16 protein-coding genes are annotated in these 18,820 nt (G+C 71.1%); 10 read left to right on the top strand and 6 right to left on the bottom strand.

Annotated features, from left to right (window positions below; all coding sequences use genetic code 11):
• Window positions 1-4 precede the first annotated feature (4 nt).
• The gene (locus AVL59_RS30835) at window positions 5-1,009 is read left to right on the top strand and encodes an ABC transporter substrate-binding protein (RefSeq protein ID WP_067310981.1); all 1,005 of its coding nucleotides are present in this window, start codon (window positions 5-7) and stop codon (window positions 1,007-1,009) included.
• Between the two features lie 55 nt (window positions 1,010-1,064).
• Complete coding sequence (locus AVL59_RS30840; protein WP_067310984.1) at window positions 1,065-2,150, top strand: NAD(P)-binding domain-containing protein; 1,086 nt, start codon at window positions 1,065-1,067, stop codon at window positions 2,148-2,150.
• Between the two features lie 12 nt (window positions 2,151-2,162).
• Here AVL59_RS30840 and mltG read toward each other — a convergent pair whose 3' ends face one another.
• Together mltG and AVL59_RS30850 are read right to left on the bottom strand one after the other, a co-directional pair.
• The gene (gene mltG, locus AVL59_RS30845; RefSeq protein ID WP_208870472.1) at window positions 2,163-3,125 is read right to left on the bottom strand and encodes an endolytic transglycosylase MltG; all 963 of its coding nucleotides are present in this window, start codon (window positions 3,123-3,125) and stop codon (window positions 2,163-2,165) included.
• Window positions 3,126-3,195: 70 nt separating this feature from the next.
• Window positions 3,196-4,998, bottom strand: coding sequence for an ABC transporter ATP-binding protein (locus tag AVL59_RS30850; RefSeq protein WP_067310987.1), 1,803 nt, complete (start codon window positions 4,996-4,998; stop codon window positions 3,196-3,198).
• 115 nt (window positions 4,999-5,113) lie between these two features.
• Here AVL59_RS30850 and AVL59_RS30855 point away from each other — a divergent pair, with 115 nt between their 5' ends.
• Complete coding sequence (locus AVL59_RS30855) at window positions 5,114-5,563, top strand: MarR family winged helix-turn-helix transcriptional regulator (protein WP_067310989.1); 450 nt, start codon at window positions 5,114-5,116, stop codon at window positions 5,561-5,563.
• An 83-nt stretch (window positions 5,564-5,646) separates the two neighbouring features.
• Here AVL59_RS30855 and AVL59_RS56180 read toward each other — a convergent pair whose 3' ends face one another.
• The 3 genes from AVL59_RS56180 to AVL59_RS30870 form a co-directional block, all read right to left on the bottom strand.
• Window positions 5,647-5,802: a hypothetical protein gene (locus tag AVL59_RS56180; RefSeq protein ID WP_159400142.1), complete on the bottom strand. Its 156-nt coding sequence runs from the start codon at window positions 5,800-5,802 to the stop codon at window positions 5,647-5,649.
• A gap of 210 nt (window positions 5,803-6,012) precedes the next feature.
• Window positions 6,013-7,635 carry a peptide-N4-asparagine amidase gene (locus tag AVL59_RS30865; protein WP_237281739.1) on the bottom strand — a complete coding sequence of 541 codons (1,623 nt, stop codon included), beginning with the start codon at window positions 7,633-7,635 and terminating at the stop codon, window positions 6,013-6,015.
• A 65-nt stretch (window positions 7,636-7,700) separates the two neighbouring features.
• Entirely contained in the window at window positions 7,701-8,456 is a 756-nt protein-coding gene (locus tag AVL59_RS30870) for a L,D-transpeptidase family protein (RefSeq protein ID WP_067310998.1), read from the bottom strand.
• A 306-nt stretch (window positions 8,457-8,762) separates the two neighbouring features.
• Between AVL59_RS30870 and AVL59_RS30875 the strand changes: the two genes are divergently transcribed.
• The 4 genes from AVL59_RS30875 (at window position 8,763) to AVL59_RS30890 (ending at window position 13,684) form a co-directional block, all read left to right on the top strand.
• Complete coding sequence (locus AVL59_RS30875) at window positions 8,763-10,592, top strand: ABC transporter transmembrane domain-containing protein (protein ID WP_067311000.1); 1,830 nt, start codon at window positions 8,763-8,765, stop codon at window positions 10,590-10,592.
• On the top strand, window positions 10,589-12,406 hold the full coding sequence (locus AVL59_RS30880; protein WP_067311003.1) for an ABC transporter ATP-binding protein: 1,818 nt from the start codon (window positions 10,589-10,591) through the stop codon (window positions 12,404-12,406). Before AVL59_RS30875 ends, AVL59_RS30880 begins: the two co-directional genes overlap by 4 nt.
• Before the next feature lie 498 nt (window positions 12,407-12,904).
• Entirely contained in the window at window positions 12,905-13,375 is a 471-nt protein-coding gene (locus AVL59_RS30885) for a DUF5709 domain-containing protein (RefSeq protein ID WP_067311006.1), read from the top strand.
• A gap of 45 nt (window positions 13,376-13,420) precedes the next feature.
• The gene (locus AVL59_RS30890; RefSeq protein ID WP_067311008.1) at window positions 13,421-13,684 is read left to right on the top strand and encodes a type B 50S ribosomal protein L31; all 264 of its coding nucleotides are present in this window, start codon (window positions 13,421-13,423) and stop codon (window positions 13,682-13,684) included.
• Between the two features lie 14 nt (window positions 13,685-13,698).
• On the opposite strand, the gene AVL59_RS30895 is transcribed toward AVL59_RS30890, so the two are convergent.
• Window positions 13,699-14,493 (bottom strand): metal-dependent hydrolase, encoded by a 795-nt coding sequence (locus AVL59_RS30895; protein ID WP_067311011.1) that lies wholly within the window; start codon window positions 14,491-14,493, stop codon window positions 13,699-13,701.
• A gap of 145 nt (window positions 14,494-14,638) precedes the next feature.
• Here AVL59_RS30895 and AVL59_RS30900 point away from each other — a divergent pair, with 145 nt between their 5' ends.
• The 3 genes from AVL59_RS30900 (at window position 14,639) to AVL59_RS49595 (ending at window position 18,723) form a co-directional block, all read left to right on the top strand.
• On the top strand, window positions 14,639-17,152 hold the full coding sequence (locus AVL59_RS30900) for a DEAD/DEAH box helicase (protein ID WP_067311014.1): 2,514 nt from the start codon (window positions 14,639-14,641) through the stop codon (window positions 17,150-17,152).
• A gap of 19 nt (window positions 17,153-17,171) precedes the next feature.
• Window positions 17,172-18,041 (top strand): acyl-CoA thioesterase, encoded by an 870-nt coding sequence (locus AVL59_RS30905; protein WP_067311017.1) that lies wholly within the window; start codon window positions 17,172-17,174, stop codon window positions 18,039-18,041.
• 481 nt (window positions 18,042-18,522) lie between these two features.
• A complete protein-coding gene (locus AVL59_RS49595) occupies window positions 18,523-18,723 on the top strand; it encodes a TetR/AcrR family transcriptional regulator C-terminal domain-containing protein (RefSeq protein ID WP_335743780.1) in 201 nt (66 codons plus the stop codon).
• Window positions 18,724-18,820 lie beyond the last annotated feature (97 nt).

Below are 18,820 nucleotides of genomic sequence, written 5' to 3' on the forward strand. Positions count from 1 at the left end.
CACCATGCGACGACGCCTCGTCCCCGCCGCGCTCATCCCCTTCACGCTCCTGCTCACCGCCTGCGGCGGGAACGCGTCCGCCGGCACCGGCACCGACGGCTCGGGGTCCGTGACGCTCGACGTGGGTGACCAGAAGGGCGGTTCGGAGGCCATCCTGCGCGCCGCCGGTGAGCTGAAGAACCTTCACTACAAGATCAAGTGGTCGACGTTCACCTCCGGCCCGCCGCTGCTGGAGGCCGTCAACGCGAAGGCCGTCGACATCGGCGGCGTCGGCAACACCCCGCCCGTCTTCGCGGCCGGCGCCGGCTCGAAGATCTCGGTGGTGGCCGCCTGGCACGGCACGTCCGAGGGCGATGCCATCCTCGTACCGAACGGCTCGAAGCTGACCGGGCCGGAGCAGCTCAAGGGCAGGTCGATCGCCGTGGCTCAGGGCTCCTCCGCGCACTACCAGCTGATCGCCTCCCTCAAGGCGGTCGGCCTCGGCGTGAGCGACGTCCGGATCAAGTACCTGCAGCCGGCCGACGGGCTCGCCGCGTTCACCTCCGGCAAGGTCGACGCCTGGGCGGTGTGGGACCCGTACACCTCCCAGATCCTCAGGACGAAGCAGGGCAGCGTGCTCACCACCGGCGAAGGCGTCACCAACGGGCTCTCCTTCCAGGTGGCCGCGCCCTCCGCCCTAGAGGACCCGAGAAAGGCGGCCGCGATCAAGGACTATCTGGCGCGGCTGCGGCGGGCGCAGTCCTGGGTGTACGGCCATCAGGAGGAGTGGGCCAAGGTGTGGGCGAAGAACACCGGGCTGCCCTACGAGGTGTCGCTCGACTCGGTGAAGCGCACCAACTCCACCCGTGTGCCGGTCGCCGTCGACAAGCCGCTCGTCGCCTCCGAGCAGCGGATCGCCGACACCTTCACCGAGCTGAAGCTCATCCCGAGGAAGGTCGACTTCGGCGCTCTCGTGGACACGCGCTTCAACGGCGGCCTGCCGCCGTCGACGACTCCCGCCAAGAGCTGACAGCGGGCGCCGAACAGCCGGGAAGACCGGTGGCCGTCCCGCTGTTGGCAGGGGCGTGAACGAGACACACGAGATCGAGGCAGTCGTCATAGGCGCTGGACAGGCCGGACTGTCCAGCGCCTATCACCTGCGGCGCACCGGGTTCGCGCCGGACCGCGACTTCGTGGTCCTCGACCACTCCCCCGAGCCGGGCGGCGCCTGGCAGTTCCGCTGGCCGTCGCTGACCTACGGCAAGGTGCACGGGATGCACTCCCTGCCCGGCATGGAGTTGAGGGACGCCGATCCGGCACGGCCTTCGGCGGAGGTCGTCCGCGCGTACTTCGACCGGTACGAGCGCGCCTTCGACCTGCGAGTACGGCGCCCCGTCGATGTGCGGTCGGTGCGCGAGGGCGCGGGCGGGCGGCTCCTCGTGGAGACCTCGGACGGCGCCTGGTCGACCCGGACGCTGATCAACGCCACCGGCACCTGGGACCGGCCGTTCTGGCCCCGTTACCCCGGCCAGGAGACCTTCCGGGGAAGACAGCTGCACACCGCGCGGTACGCCGGACCCGAGGAGTTCACCGGGAAGCGGGTCGTGGTGGTGGGAGGCGGTGCGTCCGGCACCCAGCACCTGCTGGAGATCGCCCCCTACGCGGCCGCCACCACCTGGGTGACCCGGCGGCCCCCGGTCTTCCGTGAGGGGCCGTTCGACCAGGAGGCCGGCCGTGCCAGCGTGGCGCTGGTGGAGGAACGGGTACGCCAGGGGCTGCCGCCGAGGAGTGTGGTCTCCGTCACCGGGCTGCCGCTCAACGACGCGATCCGGCAGGGCCTGGCCGACGGTGTACTGGACCGGCAGCCGATGTTCGACCGCATCACGCCGGACGGGGTGGAGTGGAACGACAGCCCACGCCCTCGGCGGGTCTCCGCCGACGTCATCCTCTGGGCCACCGGCTTCAGGCCGGCCCTGGATCACCTCACGCCGCTGCGGCTGCGCGAGGCGGGCGGCGGGATCCGCATGGAGGGAACCCGCGCGGTCGCCGATCCGCGCATCCATCTCGTCGGCTACGGCCCCTCGGCCAGCACCGTCGGCGCCAACCGCGCCGGACGCGCGGCCGTACGGGACATCGGACGGCTGCTGGCCGAGGAACCGGCCGCCGCGTGAGGTCCGGCCGGCTCAGCGCGGCGGTTGCGTGACCGGAGGCCGCTGCGTGACCGGAGGCTGCTGGGTGGCCAGAGGCTGTTGGGTGGCCGACGGCTGCTGGGTGAGCGCAGGCTGCTGCGTGCTGCGGCCCGGGACCTGGCTCTGCCCCGTCGTCTGCTGACCGGCGTTGAACTGAGCCACATTGCGCAGATGCTCGGAGTAATCGGCGGTGAAGCGGGTGTCGCCGGGCTTGACCGTGACGAAGTACAGCCAGTTGCCGGGCGTCGGGTTGATCGCGGCGCGCATCGCCTCCGCTCCGGGGTTGTCGATCGGGGTGGGTGGCAGGCCCATGCGCTGGTAGGAGTTGTACGGGCTCTGCATATGGGTGTCGTCGACGCTGGTGTGCACGGTGTTGCGGTTCAGTACGTAATTGAGGGTGGAGTCCATCTGCAGCGGCATGCCCCGTCGCAGCCGGTTGAAGACGACCCGTGCGACCTTGCCCATGTCGGCCTTGGTGGAGGCCTCGGCCTGGACGATGCTGGCGACGGTGACGGTCTGGTAGACGTTCATGGCGTTGCGCTGCGCCCCGGCCGCGACCGGCGCGTTGCCGAACTTCCCTTTGGCCGTGTCGACCATGAACCTCAGCAGCGACGCGGGGGTGGCACCCCGCTCCACGGGGTACGTCGCCGGGAAGAGGTAGCCCTCGGGGTTGCCCCCGGCCTCGTGCGGCAGCTTGAGCCCGGCCTTGCCGAGGGACTTCCGGGTGCTGCCCGGAGGCAGCTTGAGGGCCGTGTCCACGGCGTCGTAGACCTGGCTCGCGCGCCAGCCCTCCGGGATGACGAGCTTCTGGGGCTTCGCCTCCTCGTGATGGCTCCCCAGGAGCAGCAGCGGCACCGCCACGGCGGTGCCGGCCAGGACGGCGCCGGTCACAAGGAGGACGAGCCTGCCCCGGCGCGTCAGTCGCGTCGCGTTCCGTGACGGAGATTTCATCTGCATGAGGGCACGGTAATACGCCTATAACCACAAACCCGACATATCGCCAGTCTTGTCGGCCTGGGTTGCGGCCTCAGCTCACCGGTTCCAGCTGCGCGTCCCGGCGGACCAGGGCCGCGTATCGCCCGTCCAGCTCCAGCAGTTCCTCGTGCGTGCCCCGCTCGGCGACCCGGCCGGAGTCCAGGACCACGATCTGGTCGGCACCTCGGACGGTGGACAGCCGATGGGCGATGGTCAGGGTCGTCCGGTCGGCCGACAGGGCGTCGATGGCATCCTGCACCGCGGCTTCGGTGCGGTTGTCCAGGGCGCTGGTCGCCTCGTCGAGGATGAGGACCGGCGGATCACGCAAGATGGTGCGGGCTATCGCCAGGCGCTGCTTCTCGCCGCCGGAGAAGCGGTGTCCGCGCTCGCCGACCACGGTGTCGTAGCCGTCGGGCAGCGCGGCTATGTGATCGTGGATCTGGGCGGCACGGGCCGCCGTGTGCAGTTCCTCGTCGGTGGCGTCCGGCTTGGCGAAGCGGAGATTGTCGGCGACCGAGGCGTGGAAGAGGTACGTCTCCTGGGAGACGACGCCGACCGCCCGGGCGAGGGTGTCGAAGTCGAGGTCGCGCACGTCGACGCCGTCGATGGTGACGCGGCCGCCGGTGACGTCGTAGAGCCGGGGCACCAGATAGCCGAGCGTGGACTTGCCGGCGCCGGTGGGGCCCACGACCGCGAGGCTGCCGCCGGCCGGGACGGTGACGTCGACACCGTCGAGGACCGGGCCGCCCTTGCCGTCGTAGCGGAACTCGACGTCCTCGAAGCGGACTTCGCCCTTGATCCGGTCGAGACGGACCGGCCGCTCGCGCTCGGTGATGTCGATGGGCAGGTCCAGATACTCGAAGATGCGCTGGAAGAGCGCGAGCGAGGTCTGGATCTGGACGCCGGTCGCCAGCAGGCTCACGGCCGGGCGGAACAGGCCCTGCTGGAGCGAGACGAAGGCGACGATGGTGCCGAGCGAGGCCCGCGGTCCGCCGAACTGGAGGGCGAGACCGGCGGTCCAGTAGATGACGGCGGGCATCGCGGCCATGACGATCGTGATCACGGCCATGCGCCAGCGGCCGGCCATGTTCGACCTCACCTCGAGGTCGACCAGCTGCTCGGACTCCTCGGCGAAGGACGCCGTGAGCGAGTCGGAACGGCCCATGGTGCGGCCGAGCAGGATGCCGCTGACGGACAGCGACTCGGTGACCGTTGCGGCCATTGCGGCCATCTGCTTCTGGCGCTGCGTGGTGATCTTCTTGCGTTCGTTGCCGACGCGGCGGCTGATCCACACGAACACCGGCAGCAGGAGCAGCGAGACGACCGTCAGGCGCCAGTCGAGGGCGATCATCGCGACGATCGTGGCGACCACGCTGGTGACGTTGGAGACGAGGGAGGTGGCCGTGGAGGTGACGGTGGCCTGCATGCCGCCGATGTCGTTGGCGATACGGGACTGCACCTCGCCGGTGCGGGTGCGGGTGAAGAAGGCGAGCGACATGCGCTGCAGGCGGCCGTAGACGGCGGTGCGCAGATCGTGCATGACGCGCTGCCCGACAGTGGTCGAGATCAGCGTCTGGAGCACGCCGAAGACGCTGGAGAGGACGGCGCTCAGGATCATGCCGAGTGCGAGCAGGCTCAGCAGGCCGGTGCGGCCGTCGGGGATCGCGACGTCGAGGGTCTCCTTGAGGAGGAACGGTGTGGCCACCGAGACCAGCGACGAGGCGCCGACCAGGAGGCCGACGATCGCGAGCCGCCCGCGATAGGGGCGGAAGAGCTTCAGGATACGGCGCACCTGCCGGGGCTGTTCCTTGGCGTCGGCAGGCGGGGTCCAGGAGGGTTCACGGTCGGGGTGCATGGGCTCCTACGGAGACGAACGGGCGCCGGCGCGGAAGGCGGCCGACGATGACTGACGGATCATAGCTCATTGTTACCTATACTCACAATGAACGGCATCCTGATATTGTTCCCGCATGAGCACCCCCGATCCCGACAGCCTGCTCGCCGAGCAGTTGCTGCGGCTCACCCGCCGGGTGCACCGCATCCAGAAGCGTCACCTGGAGCTGCGCGACCTGGGCGTCACCCCGGCCCAGTCCCGGCTGCTGCGCACCCTCGCGCACTACGGTTCGCCCCCGCGCATGGCCGACCTCGCCGAACGCCTTGAGGTGGTGCCGCGCGCGGTGACGACGCTGGTCGACGGGCTGGAGACGAACGGCAAGGTGCGCAGGGTGCCCGATCCGGCGAACCGCAGGGTGACCCGCATCGAGCTGACGGAGGAGGGCCGGGCGACCCTGCGCGAGCTGCGCGGCGCACGCCGGTCGGCGGCCGAGGAGATCCTCGCCCCGCTGACCGAGAAGGAGCGCGAGGTGCTCGGGGTGCTGCTGGACACACTGATCGACGGAGAGACGGCCAAGCGCTGCTGAACGGGCGCGGCCCGGGGTCTGCCGGTCGAGGGCCGAGGCGTCGAGCTCGGCCGGATCGACGTGTGTGCCGGAACCGGGTGCGATCACGTCGGCGGCGAGATCACCGCCTTGATCAGGCGCACGAAACCGGTCGCCGAACGGCCGGAGAGCCGTGGCCGAGTCCGGCCACGGCTCTCCGACGAGACGATGCCGAGCACGAGCGCGCAGGCGAAGTGTGCGAACAGAGAGGTTCGCAGCATGCGTGCGACACGTCGCGGCGAAGACGGTACGGACTGCGGCACGGGCACTCCCAGGGGGAACGCCGACTCGCAGAAACCGCACGGGACTTCTCCGATACGGCAGGCGGCCTCCGTGTCGATCATTCTGGAGGGGCTGCTGATCGCGCCGGGGACACCCGTGTGACAGCCGTGTACATCACGCCGCGCGCGGCACACTCCGCATCGCGGGTCTCAGCAGCGGCTGCGATCCTCGGTCAGCGTCCCCTGAGCCGTGGCAAGCGAACGGTCGTAACAGCCGTCGGGGCCGTACAGGCGATAGCGCTCGCTGGACGTGCCGACAGCGTGCCGCTGCTCGCGCGGGACGTTGGCCGTGTACGCGGCGTCTCCGCTGTAGGTGTCGTCGAGCCGCGACCACGAAAGGCGCCGGCCACCCTGCTGCCGCACGGCCGTGGCCCGGTCGCCGATGGTCAGCACGGTGCGCAGCCGGTTGTCCGTGCCGAGGGTCGTGGTGCCGTTCATGGTGTACGTGCGGAGCGTGTGCGTCGTGCGCGCCGGGCCCCGTCCGTCCGTCTTGACCGTCTCGTCGTCGGTCCATGTCGCGTCGAGTCCGTCGGTGTTCTCGCCGTCGGTCCAGCGGTGCGTCGAGTCGTTCGCGAGCGTGCGGGTGACGGTGGTGCTCACCCGGCCGTGCGAGGTGTCGAGGTATCCGGAGACGGTGAGCCGGTGTCCGGCCCCGGTGTCGACACGATTCTCCGTGCCGGGCGTGTAGACCGAGGAGTTGGCGACGTCGGTCGCCTTGTCAGCGGTGACCGCGCCGGTGACCTGGGCACGGTGCGCGTCCTGCCAGACCAGTACGTTCACGGGGGTGCTCCAGCCGGACTGACCTGCGGGCAAGCCGACGACGGAGACCTCGACGCGGTGCGGGCGGCCATCGTCCAGGAGCCCGGCGAACGGCGTGAGGTCGTACTCGAGGGGCCGGACGTCGAAGGCGTGCGGGCCCGGGACGACGTACCAGAGGAAGGGGTTGGACCAGCCGCCGGTCCACACGTTCGGGAACGGCGCGGCGATCCCGGCCAGTCGCCCGTCGACCTTGATCTGCACCTCGCGGTACGGCCCGTGGTCGGCCTTGCAGGAGTACGACGCCGGGTCGGCCACGGTCAGGTACCAGAACTCCTCGCAGCCGCCGCCGGATCCGGTGGCGTACACCTCGGCGACGATGCGCTCACTGTTGCGCGGGGTGGTGAGGGTCGTACCGTCGGGCGTGTCGGCGAGGGTGAGGACGCGGTCGGGCGCGGGGGCCCCGGGGCGGCCCGCGTAGAAGGTGAGCGTCACCTTGACGTCGATGACGCCGGTGTAGGTGTCGTCCACGACGTTCCCGATGAGCATCTCGACGTTCTGCGGGCCCCGGAAGGTGTCGCTGTAACGGGTGACGTCCTTCTCCACATGCCACTCGATGCCGTCCGGTGACGGCTCGGGCGTCGAGGTGCGCAGGATCTCGACGCCGCCGACGTGCAGATAGCCGAGGCGGTCGTACTGGCGGCCCTTCACCTTGCCGTCGAGGCGCAGGACGACCTTGCTCCAGCGGTCGCCGCAGCCCTTCGGCGGGGTGTACGCGCCCCGGTAGGGCGTGAAGTCACGGAACTGGGCCTCGGCCAGAGTGACCTGGCAGGACTTGGTGTGCGGCCGGTCGACGGGCGGGGCGGCGGTCACCGGATCGTGCCAGTCGGTGCCGAACTCGGCCGGAACGCCGCCGGCCGGGGCCGTGGCCTGAGCGGCGGCGGCCCCGGTTCCGAAGAACGTGCTCGCCAGGAGGGCCGCCCCGGCGAGCATGGACATGACTATCCGTCTTCTCATGGGCGGTGTTCTACGGGGAGGCGGGTCCACCCCGCAATGAGGCCTGGGGCGGTTCGGCCAATCCGTCAGGCGCCCAGTTCCTCCCGGTCGCCCATGACCATCACCGGATGCCGGGCGGGGTCGAGCGTACGCAGCAGGTACTCCATGACCGCCTTGGAAACGCTGACGCAGGCCGAGGTGCCGCTGCCGTGGTCGAGGTGCAGCCAGATGCCACCGCCCTTGGCCACGCCCTCGGGGCGGGTGCCGTCGCGCGGCGGGGTGCCCTTGACCCGGTTGTAGTCGATGGCGAGGACGTAGTCGAAGTCGTGCTGGTGCGCCTCGTCCCAGTCCTTCGGCGGCGCGTAGGCGCCCGCGTCATGGTCGTACGGCAGTCTGGTCCCCGGGTTCGGGAGCACACCGCCCGCGTCGGAGAGGGTGAACACGCCCAGCGGGCTGCGGTCGTCGCCCATCCGGTGGTCCGTCGTCCAGCCGTGGCGGCCGTTGTGAGCGGGCCAACTGCCCGCCGGACGCCAGTCGGCGCCGTGCCGTGTGTACAGCACGACCGTGGAGTAGGCCGAGTCCCTGCCCTCGCCGTACACGGCCACGACCTGGGTCGAGTCGGCGGGAATCCGCCGGTACAGGCGGTTGCCGACACCCGGGATCCGGGTCGGGTCGACCGCACGGGCGGCCGGCCCTGCGGGGGTGTGCGTGGCCCGGCCCGTGGGGCCCCGCGCGCCGGCGGAGCGCGGCACATCGGCGCCGGCACACGCGGAGAGGGTCGCAAGGAGGGTTCCGAAGGCCGCCACCACGACCGTCGCACGCCGCACGCCGTCTATCTGCACGCGCCCATGGTGGCATCACGTTCCAGGCCGGGGCGCGGTCTTCCGGACACCCGCCGCACGAGGCGGCCCCGCAGCCGGACGATCGGCCCGCCGGGCGACGGGACCTGGCCGGAACCCGGCGGATTGCGCGGGCCGTCAGGGAAAACCGGTTGAAATTCGGCACTGCGCGACGCGAACCTTTCACGGCTTGTTACGACCTCCGCGCGCCGCCCTCCCCCGAGCCACTCTCGCTTCGTTTCTGTCACTTCCTCCCTGTTCCTCCCCTTTCTTTCCTTTCCTCTCCCTGACACGAGCCACTGGGACGTCATGCAGATCCAAGACCTTCCGTATCCCGACCCGGGCGCACCTGACGCGCGTTCGGGTCCTCGCTTCCTGTGGTGGCTCTGGCGCAACCAGACGGGCGGCCAGCTCAAGTCGCTGGCCTGGGGCATGTTGCACTTCGTCTCCGTCTCCGCGCTGCCCTTCTGCGTCGGTCTCGCCGTCCAGGCGGTCCTCGACCGTTCCGGCACCCGGCTCGCCCTGACGGGTGGTCTGATGGCGCTGTGCGGTACGGGGATCGCCGTCGGCGACACCTTCCTGCACCGGTCGGCCGTCACCAACTGGATCACCGCCGCCGCCCGTGTCCAGCAGTTGCTGGCGCGCCAGGCGGCCCAGCTGGGCTCCGCGCTGACCCGGCGGGTCGCGGCCGGCGAGGTGGTGGCGGTCTCCACCGGTGACGTGGAGAAGATCGGCTGGTTCGTCGAGGCCGTCTCCCGCTTCACCGCCGCGGCGTTGACGGTCGCCGTGGTCTGCGTCGGCCTGCTCGTCTACCAGCCCGCTCTGGGCGTCGTCGTCGCCGTGGGCGTCCCGGTCGTGGCGCTCGCGGTGCTGCCACTGCTGCCCCGGGCCACGCGTCGCGCCGACATCCAGCGCGAGAAGGCGGGCCGGGCCACCGAGCTGGCCTCGGACACCGTCGCCGGACTTCGCGTGCTGCGCGGCATCGGCGGCGAGGAGCTGTTCCTCGACCGCTACCGCAGCGCCTCGCAGGAGGTGCGGCGGGCGGCCGTGCGCAGCGCCCGGATGTGGTCGCTGATCTCCGCGATCCAGGTGCTGCTGCCCGGGCTGCTGATGATCGCGGTCGTCTGGCACGGTGTCCACCTGGCCCGCGAGGGCCGGATCACGGTCGGCGAACTCGTCACCGTCTACAGCGCGGTCATGGTTCTCAACTACCCGCTGCGGCACTTCGAGGAGATCGCCATGGCGTACTCCTTCTCGCGCCCGTCGGCCAGACGCGCGGCGCGTGTGCTGTCGCTGCGGCGGGCCACGGACATCGAGGGGGCGCGCGAGGCCCAGGTGCCCGGCGGCGATCTGTACGACCCGGCCACCGGTCTGCTCGCGCCCGCCGGCCGGCTCACCGCCGTGGTGTGCGGCGACCCGGACGCCGCCGGACGCCTCGCGGAACGGCTGGGCGGCCACCCCGCCGAGCCGGGCGCCTCGGTGCTGCTCGGCGGGGTACCGCTCGACGACCTCCCCCTCGACAGTGCCCGCACCGCCGTACTCGTCCAGGACAAGGACCCGGTGCTGCTGTCCGGCTCGCTGCGCGAACTGCTGGACGTGCCCTCCTCCGGTGCCGTACGCGCCGAGGACGCGCTGGCGGCCGCGCAGTGCGGGGACGTCCTGGAAGCGCTGGTGCAGGGGTCGCTTGACGCCTCCGATCCGCTGGACGCCCGCATCACCGAGCGCGGCCGCTCGCTCTCGGGCGGCCAGCGCCAGCGGCTCGCGCTGGCCCGGTCCCTGATCACCGACCCGGAGGTGCTGGTCCTGGACGAGCCGACCTCCGCGGTCGACTCGCACACCGAGGCCCGGATCGCGGACGGGCTGCGCCGGATGCGCTCGGACCGGACGACGGTGGTGTTCACCTCGTCGCCGCTGCTGCTGGACCGCGCGGACCGGGTCGCCCTGGTCCACGAGGGCGCGGTCGCGGCGGTCGGCGTACACCGGGATCTGCTCGATTCCGAGCCGCGGTACCGGGCCGTGGTGACCCGGGAGTCCGACGACGAGCCCGCCCCGACCAGCCCCGGGGACGAGAACGTGGCCGACGGGAACGCCCTTCTGGGCGCTCTCGAACAGCTGGAAGAGATCGAGGAGAGCGCATGATCGGCGTTGCGCCGCCGGCGTACGACCCCGCGGCCCCGACGACCGCCACCACCCTGCCCGTGGGCGCGGCCGCGACCGTGCGCGCCTACGTGGCCGAACTGTTCCGCCGGCATCGCCGGGCCTTTGGGCTCCTCATCGTCGTCAACACGGTGGCCGTGATCGCCTCGATGGTGGGCCCGTACCTGCTCGGCGGCCTGGTCGAGCGCGTGTCGGACCGGGCGGCCGAGCTGCACCTGGGACTGACCGCCGGGCTGTTCGTGCTCGCGCTGCTCGTGCAGGCCGTGTTCGTCCGGCAGGTGCGGCTGCGGGGCGCGATGCTCGGCGAGCGGATGCTGGCCGACCTGCGCGAGGACTTCCTGGTCCGCTCGGTGGGGCTGCCTCCGGGCGTGCTGGAGCGGGCCGGCACGGGCGACCTGCTCTCCCGCATCACGACCGACATCGACCGCCTCGCCAACGCCATGCGGGAAGCCGTACCGCAGCTGGCGATCGGTGCCGTGTGGGCGCTGCTGCTGCTCGGCGGGCTCGTCGTGACGGCACCGCCGCTGGCGGCCGCCGTCCTGCTCGCGGTACCCGTGCTGGTGGTGGGGTGCCGCTGGTACTTCAGACGGGCGCCCTCCGGCTACCGGTCCGAGTCCGCCGGGTACGCCGCCGTCGCCGCCGCGCTCGCCGAGACCGTGGACGCGGGCCACACCATCGAGGCGCACCGTCTGGGCGACCGGCGCATCGCCCTGTCGGAGCGGCGGATCAAGGAGTGGACCGCCTGGGAGCGGTACACCCTCTGGCTGCGATCCGTGCTCTTCCCGGTCATCAACGCGGTACATCTCATGGTGCTCGGCTCGGTCCTCATGGTCGGCGGCACCTTCGTGCTGCGCGGCTGGATCGGCGTGGGGCAGCTGACCACGGGTGCGCTCATCGCGCAGATGCTCGTCGACCCGGTGAACCTGATCCTGCGCTGGTACGACGAGGTGCAGGTCGCCCAGGTGTCGCTGGCCCGGCTGGTCGGCGTCCGGGACATCGCGCCGGACGCCGGGGACGCCTCGCTGGCCCCCGGCGGGCGGGACGTGCACGCCGACCGGGTGCACTTCGGCTACCGCGAGGGCGTCGACGTCCTGCGCAAGGTCTCCCTGCAGGTCGCCCCGGGCACCCGGCTGGCCCTGGTCGGCCCCTCCGGCGCGGGCAAGTCCACGCTGGGCAGGCTGCTCGCCGGGATCTACGCGCCCCGGGACGGCCGCGTCACCCTGGGCGGCGCGGAACTGTCCCGGATGCCCGCGGAACGCGTCCGCTCGCACGTCGCCCTGGTCAACCAGGAACACCACGTCTTCGTCGGCTCCCTGCGCGACAACCTCATGCTGGCCCTCCCCCACTCCCGGCTCCGCTCGAGCGGGGGGACCTCCATCGACAGCCACGACGCCGAACTGTGGGCGGCGCTCGGCGCGGTCGACGCGGACGGCTGGGCGCGAGCCCTGGACGACGGTCTGGACACCGAGGTCGGCTCCGGCGGGCTGGCGCTGACCCCGGCGCAGGCCCAGCAGATCGCGCTGGCCCGGCTGGTCCTGGCCGACCCGCACACCCTGGTCCTGGACGAGGCGACCTCGCTGCTCGACCCGCGCGCGGCCCGCCACCTGGAACGCTCCCTGGCCCGTGTCCTCGACGGCCGCACGGTGGTCGCCATCGCCCACCGCCTGCACACCGCCCACGACGCCGATGTGATCGCCGTCGTGGAGAACGGCCGCATCAGCGAGCTGGGCAGCCATGGGGAGCTGGTCGCGGCGGACGGTGCGTATGCGGCGCTGTGGCGGTCGTGGCACGGGTGAGGGGCGGGGTGAGGGCGGGGTCCCTGGTGAGCGGCGTCGCGCGTGCACGGGTACGCACAGGTGCAGCGCCGGGTCGGGGCGCGCCGACACTCTCGGCCGGGGTGCCGACGCAGCCCTGTGGCACCTGAGCTGCGGGGCCGCTCCGGCGGACGCGGACGGTGTCTGCGGGCCGGCCGGGCGTTGGGGCCGCCCCCGGGCCGCCCCTGCGGCGAGCGCGGGCGAAATCGGGCGCGCGTCCGCGGGCCCCACCCGGTCGGACGATGCCGTGCGGCCCCGTCGCGGGGGCCCGAGCGGGCCCGAGCGGGGGTGTGCGGCCAGAAGCCGGGCCCCGTGCCGTTGCGCGGTGCCGAACAGGGGTGGAAGGCTGGATAGCGGCACCGGTTCGGGGAGCGCCCGGGAACCCGTCGGCTCCCGCCGCGTGAGACCCGTGCCGAGCGTGCCGACGGCGCGCTGCCCCTCGCGGGGGTAGGAAGCCGTCCTCACCACCTGGAGGTACCCGTGGACAGCGCCGATGGATGGGGGGATGACGTCTACCAGCCCGATGCCTCGGAGATCCGGGAGGACTCGGGCGTGCTCGACGTCGAGGACACCCTGGACTTCGACGGCGTCGACGACCCTCTCGACCGGGGCTGGTCCCCTCCCGAGCGGCCGTGGGCGGTGGAGCACACCGGCGTGACGGCGAGCGAACGCCTGACCGGGGAGACGCTGGACCAGCGGCTCGCCGAAGAGCTGCCCGATGCCCCGGCGCCCGACGGCGACGGCATCGGCGACTGCGAGGGCACCGACGGGGAAGTCCTGGACAACGAGGTCGGCCATCTCCGCTCCGGCCGCCTGGTCGCGCCGGACGAGGGCGCGCACGAAGACGAGGAGAGCGCGCTCGTCGCCACGGACGTCGGCATCGACGGCGCCGCCGCCTCCGCCGAGGAGGCCGCGATGCACATCGTCGACGAGGACACCCTCTCCGGCTGACCACCCGGACGCCCCCTGCCCGACCGCCCCGTGTGAGGAGCCGTGATGCAGCAGGACCAGCACCCCGACTACCACCCGGTGGTCTTCCGTGACCGCGCCGCCGGCTACGCCTTCCTCACCCGGTCCACCGCGAGCAGCGAGCAGACCATCGAATGGGACGACGGCCAGACCTACCCGGTGATCGACGTGGAGATCTCCTCCGAGAGCCACCCCTTCTACACGGGCAAGGCCCGCACGGTGGACACCGAGGGTCGCATCGCCCGGTTCGAGCGCCGGTACGGCGAAGCGGAGTCGGGCGAGGCCACCTGAGCGGGAGCGGTACGTCAGATCACATTGAGGGCGGCCGCGCAGCCCACTCCCCCGAGCAGCATGAACACGGGCATCAGCACCTTCAGCTCGACCCAGCTGCCCGCCCGGAACCGCAGCGCCTTCGGCGGGCCCAGGGGGTACCAGCGCTTGCGGCCCACCGGGATGGGCCACAGGATCGGGCAGCCGGACACCGTCAGCGCGTCCCCGATGTCGTGCACCAGCGCGCCCAGCACGACCGGCAGACCCAGCCAGAGATACTCCTGCCCGGGCGCGGTGAACAGCCAGTTCGAGCCGTTGCCCGGCTTGTCCAGGATGCCCGCGAGGATCCACGCGCTGGTCCCTGCCAGCAGCCAGACCAGGACGTCGGCGCTGGAGCCGCGCGTCGCCCGCCACAGCAGGCCCTCGATGGCCAGCACCACGTGCGCGAACAGGATCGCCAGCACCGCCCAGCGGCCCCCGGTGATCGCCGCCGCCGAGCAGCCGCCACCGATCAGGACTGCCCACAACCAGGTGTGCGTCAGCGTGCGGTGCCCCCCGGAACGGCGCGGGTCCCCCGGCTTCCTCGTCGACTTGTAGACGGCGTAGGACAGCTTGTCGACGATCTCGCAGAGCCAGTGCGACAACGGCCCGAAGGCGCGCGAGATGGTCGCCGCCTTGTGGTCGAGGTCGGGGGCGAGCGCCGCGCCGGCGCAGATCAGGGCTCCGACCAGGACGACCGGCCAGGGCATGGGATGCCCGGCAGCGGCGGCGGCCGCTCCGACACCGAGCCAGGCGGCGGCTCCCGACAGTGAGTGTGCTGGTCCCATCATGGCCGTTCCCCGCCCTATTCCTCGTGTGCCGCTGTCCAGTTGACCGGGTGCGTTGACGCTCCGTCGGCGCCACAGCGTAGCTGCAGTGATCATCGCATCCGCAGCCGATTCCCCCATCGGCCGGTGGGCCAGGCAAGATGGGGACGTGACCCTCATCGATCAGCTGCCGCCGACCGCCGACCCCGACGCCCTCTACGAAGCCTTCGAGTCGTGGGCGCAGGAGCGCGGCCTCACCCTCTATCCCCACCAGGAGGAGGCGCTGATCGAGGTGGTCTCCGGGGCGAACGTGATCGTCTCGACGCCCACCGGCTCCGGCAAGAGCATGATCGCCGCGGGTGCGCACTTCGCCGCGCTGGCCCGGGACGAGGTCACGTTCTACACGGCACCGATCAAGGCGCTGGTGTCGGAGAAGTTCTTCGAACTGTGCAAGCTCTTCGGCACCGAGAACGTCGGCATGCTCACCGGCGACGCGTCCGTGAACGCCGACGCGCCCGTGATCTGCTGTACGGCCGAGGTGCTGGCCTCGATCGCGCTGCGCGACGGCAAGAACGCGGATGTCGGCCAGGTCGTCATGGACGAGTTCCATTTCTACGCGGAGGGCGACCGCGGCTGGGCCTGGCAGATCCCGCTGCTGGAACTCCCACAGGCGCAGTTCATCCTGATGTCGGCCACTTTGGGTGATGTCTCCTTCTTCGAGAAGGACCTCACCCGCCGGACCGGCCGTCCCACCTCGGTCGTCCGCTCCGCGACCCGACCGGTGCCCCTCTCCTACGAGTACCAGCTGACCCCGCTCACCGAGACGCTCACCGAGCTGCTGGCGAACCGGCAGGCCCCCGTGTACATCGTGCACTTCACCCAGGCACAGGCCGTGGAGCGGGCTCAGGCCCTCATGAGCATCAACATGTGCTCGCGCGAGGAGAAGGACCAGATCGCCGAGCTGATCGGCAACTTCCGCTTCACCACCAAGTTCGGCCGCAACCTCTCCCGCTACGTCCGTCACGGCATCGGCGTGCACCACGCCGGCATGCTGCCCAAGTACCGGCGCCTGGTGGAGAAGCTCGCCCAGGCCGGACTGCTGAAGGTCATCTGTGGCACGGACACGCTCGGCGTGGGCGTCAACGTGCCCATCCGGACGGTGCTGTTCACCGCCCTGACCAAGTACGACGGCAGCCGGGTGCGCACGCTGCGGGCCCGGGAGTTCCACCAGATCGCGGGCCGGGCGGGCCGGGCGGGCTTCGACACGGCGGGGCTGGTCGTCGCGCAGGCGCCCGAGCACGTCATCGAGAACGAGAAGGCTCTCGCGAAGGCGGGCGACGATCCGAAGAAGCGCCGCAAAGTGGTGCGCAAGAAGGCACCGGAAGGCTTCGTCGGCTGGACGGAGAACACCTTCGAGAAGCTGATCGCCTCCGAACCCGAGCCGCTGACCTCCCGGTTCCGGGTGACGCACACGATGCTGCTGTCGGTGATCGCCCGCCCCGGCAACGCCTTCGAGGCGATGCGCCACCTCCTGGAGGACAACCACGAGCCGCGCAGGCAGCAGCTCAGGCACATCCGGCGCGCGATCGCGATCTACCGCTCGCTGCTGGACGGCGGCATCGTGGAGAAGCTCGATCAGCCGGACGCCGAGGGCCGCATCGTCCGCCTGACGGTCGACCTCCAGCAGGACTTCGCGCTCAACCAGCCGCTGTCCACGTTCGCGCTCGCCTCGTTCGAGCTCCTCGACCCGGAGTCGCCGTCCTACGCCCTCGACATGGTGTCCGTGGTCGAGTCCACGCTGGACGACCCGCGGCAGATCCTCGTGGCGCAGCAGAACAAGGCGCGCGGCGAGGCCGTGGCCGCGATGAAGGCCGACGGGGTCGAGTACGAGGAGCGCATGGAGCGCCTCCAGGACGTCACGTACCCGAAGCCGCTGGAGGAGCTGCTCTTCCACGCGTACAACACCTACCGCAAGAGCCACCCCTGGGTCGGCGACCACCCGCTGTCGCCGAAGTCGGTCATCCGGGACATGTACGAACGGGCGCTGTCCTTCACGGAGCTGGTGTCCTTCTACGAGCTGGCCCGCACCGAGGGCATCGTGCTGCGCTACCTCGCCGGCGCCTACAAAACCCTGGACCACACCATCCCGGACGACCTGAAGTCCGAGGACCTGCAGGATCTGATCGAGTGGCTCGGCGAGATGGTCCGCCAGGTCGACTCCAGCCTGCTGGACGAATGGGAGCAGCTGGCCAACCCGGAGGAGATGACCGCCGAGGAGGCCCAGGAGAAGGCCGACGAGGTCAAGCCCGTCACCGCCAACGCCCGCGCCTTCCGGGTGCTGGTCCGCAACGCCCTCTTCCGCCGCGTCGAACTGGCCGCCCTCGACCAGGTCGAGGAACTGGGCGAGATGGACGCCGAAGCCGGCTGGGACGCCGAGGCGTGGGGCGACGCGATGGACAAGTACTGGGACGAGTACGACGACCTCGGCACCGGCCCCGACGCCCGCGGCCCCAAGCTGCTGGTGATCAAGGAGGAGCCGGAGAACGGCCTCTGGCGTGTCCGCCAGATCTTCGACGATCCGAGCGATGACCACGACTGGGGCATCAGCGCGGAGATCGACCTTGCGGCCTCCGACGCCGAGGGCCGTGCGGTCGTCCGCGTCACCGATGTCGGCCAGCTGTGACCACAGGAGAATCCCGCCCATGACGAACCCGGCCGAGAGACTGGTCGACCTCCTCGACCTGGAGCAGATCGAGGTCAACATATTCCGTGGCCGAAGCCCGCAGGAGTCCCTGCAGCGGGTCTTCGGCGGCCAGGTGGCGGGCCAGGCCCTGGTCGCCGCCGGACGCACCACGGAAGGCGACCGCCCCGTGCACTCGCTGCACGCGTACTTCCTGCGTCCGGGCCGGCCGGGTGTGCCCATCGTGTACCAGGTCGAGCGGGTCCGCGACGGGCGGTCGTTCACGACGCGCCGGGTCACGGCCGTGCAGCAGGGCCGCACGATCTTCAATCTGACCGCCTCCTTTCACAAGCCCGAGGAAGGATCTTTCGAGCACCAGCTGCCGCCGGCCCGCGAGGTGCCGCACCCGGAGTCCCTGCCGACGGTGGCCGAGGAGATCCGCGAGCATCTGGGCGCGCTGCCGGAGCAGTTGGAGCGGATGGCGCGCCGCCAGCCCTTCGACATCCGTTACGTCGACCGGCTGCGCTGGCACGCCGAGGAGATCGACGGCGCCGAGCCGCGCAGCGCCGTGTGGATGCGCGCGGTCGGCCCGCTCGGGGACGACCCGCTGGTGCACACCTGCGCACTGACCTACGCCAGTGACATGACCCTCCTGGACGCGGTCCGCATCCCGGTCGAACCCCTGTGGGGTCCTCGGAACTTCGACCTGGCCTCGCTGGACCACGCCATGTGGTTCCACCGGCCGTTCCGCGCGGACGAGTGGTTCCTGTACGACCAGGAGTCACCGATCGCGGTGGGCGGCCGGGGCCTTGCCCGGGGCCGCATCTACAACCTCGAAGGGCAACTGATCGTGTCCGTGGTACAGGAGGGGCTGTTCCGCAAGCTGGGCTGAACTGCGGTTTCACCGATCGTCGACGTTCTTGCCGAGAACGAAGCAGGGGTCGTGGTCCGAGGCGCACCCCACCGCGTCTCGTCGCGTTTCGTTGCACCCCACTACGTGTCCATCAGGATCGCCACGCTGTGGCCCGCCGTCTCAGCCACCTCCGCGGCGGGTACACCAGAGTTCAGCCACAGGGAGACCGCGGCATGACGCAGGTCGTACGGCCTCCTCGCAAGGAGCCGGGTCGGCAACGATCTTGCGAAGAACCTCGCCTCGCGCCTCCTTTACCTGAACGGAAATCATTTACACTCACTTCTCGATAAATTTCGATCGCCCCGGCCAGCGGCCCGGAAAATTGCCGGGTGCCAGCCACCTGAAGGCGTCGAAATTTGACCAGTCGATCAGTTGAACGGTTTGGCCAAATCCCTCGGAAGCCCCGGGTAAATGGTCACGAGATTACCCGCATCCCATCCCTGCCCTGTTCACACGGCACCTGTCCCACTGGCCGACGGAACTGCGCGCCAAGATCAGTGACCCCACGCGGGCCGCGCACGTCTTCTCCGCGCTCCTCCAGGCGGAGATCGTGGACACCGCCCTGCTCGGCGGACCGGCCCCCGACCCGGACGCCATCCGCATCCGCTCCCAGGAAGCCGCGAACGACCTGCTTGCACTCGCCGAGGCCGGACGGCTGTAATCGACGTTCGCCCTCGGCCGTCGGCCCTACTTGCCGCAAGACGGGTCCGCAGCGCTCAATGGCTGCTCGCCTCGGTCGTCCAGGAAGGTCTGTTCAG

Source organism: Streptomyces griseochromogenes, from assembly GCF_001542625.1.
GTDB classification, from domain to species: domain Bacteria; phylum Actinomycetota; class Actinomycetes; order Streptomycetales; family Streptomycetaceae; genus Streptomyces; species Streptomyces griseochromogenes.

Coding starts and splice junctions, on each gene's coding strand:
- AVL59_RS30895 (WP_067311011.1), bottom strand. CDS start 14,493: ATGATGGGACCAGCACACTCACTGTCGGGAGCCGCCGCCTGGCTCGGT.
- AVL59_RS30880 (WP_067311003.1), top strand. CDS start 10,589: ATGATCGGCGTTGCGCCGCCGGCGTACGACCCCGCGGCCCCGACGACC.
- AVL59_RS30865 (WP_237281739.1), bottom strand. CDS start 7,635: ATGAGAAGACGGATAGTCATGTCCATGCTCGCCGGGGCGGCCCTCCTG.
- AVL59_RS30890 (WP_067311008.1), top strand. CDS start 13,421: ATGCAGCAGGACCAGCACCCCGACTACCACCCGGTGGTCTTCCGTGAC.
- AVL59_RS30875 (WP_067311000.1), top strand. CDS start 8,763: ATGCAGATCCAAGACCTTCCGTATCCCGACCCGGGCGCACCTGACGCG.
- AVL59_RS30855 (WP_067310989.1), top strand. CDS start 5,114: ATGAGCACCCCCGATCCCGACAGCCTGCTCGCCGAGCAGTTGCTGCGG.
- AVL59_RS30905 (WP_067311017.1), top strand. CDS start 17,172: ATGACGAACCCGGCCGAGAGACTGGTCGACCTCCTCGACCTGGAGCAG.
- AVL59_RS30850 (WP_067310987.1), bottom strand. CDS start 4,998: ATGCACCCCGACCGTGAACCCTCCTGGACCCCGCCTGCCGACGCCAAG.
- AVL59_RS30835 (WP_067310981.1), top strand. CDS start 5: ATGCGACGACGCCTCGTCCCCGCCGCGCTCATCCCCTTCACGCTCCTG.
- mltG (WP_208870472.1), bottom strand. CDS start 3,125: ATGCAGATGAAATCTCCGTCACGGAACGCGACGCGACTGACGCGCCGG.
- AVL59_RS56180 (WP_159400142.1), bottom strand. CDS start 5,802: ATGCTGCGAACCTCTCTGTTCGCACACTTCGCCTGCGCGCTCGTGCTC.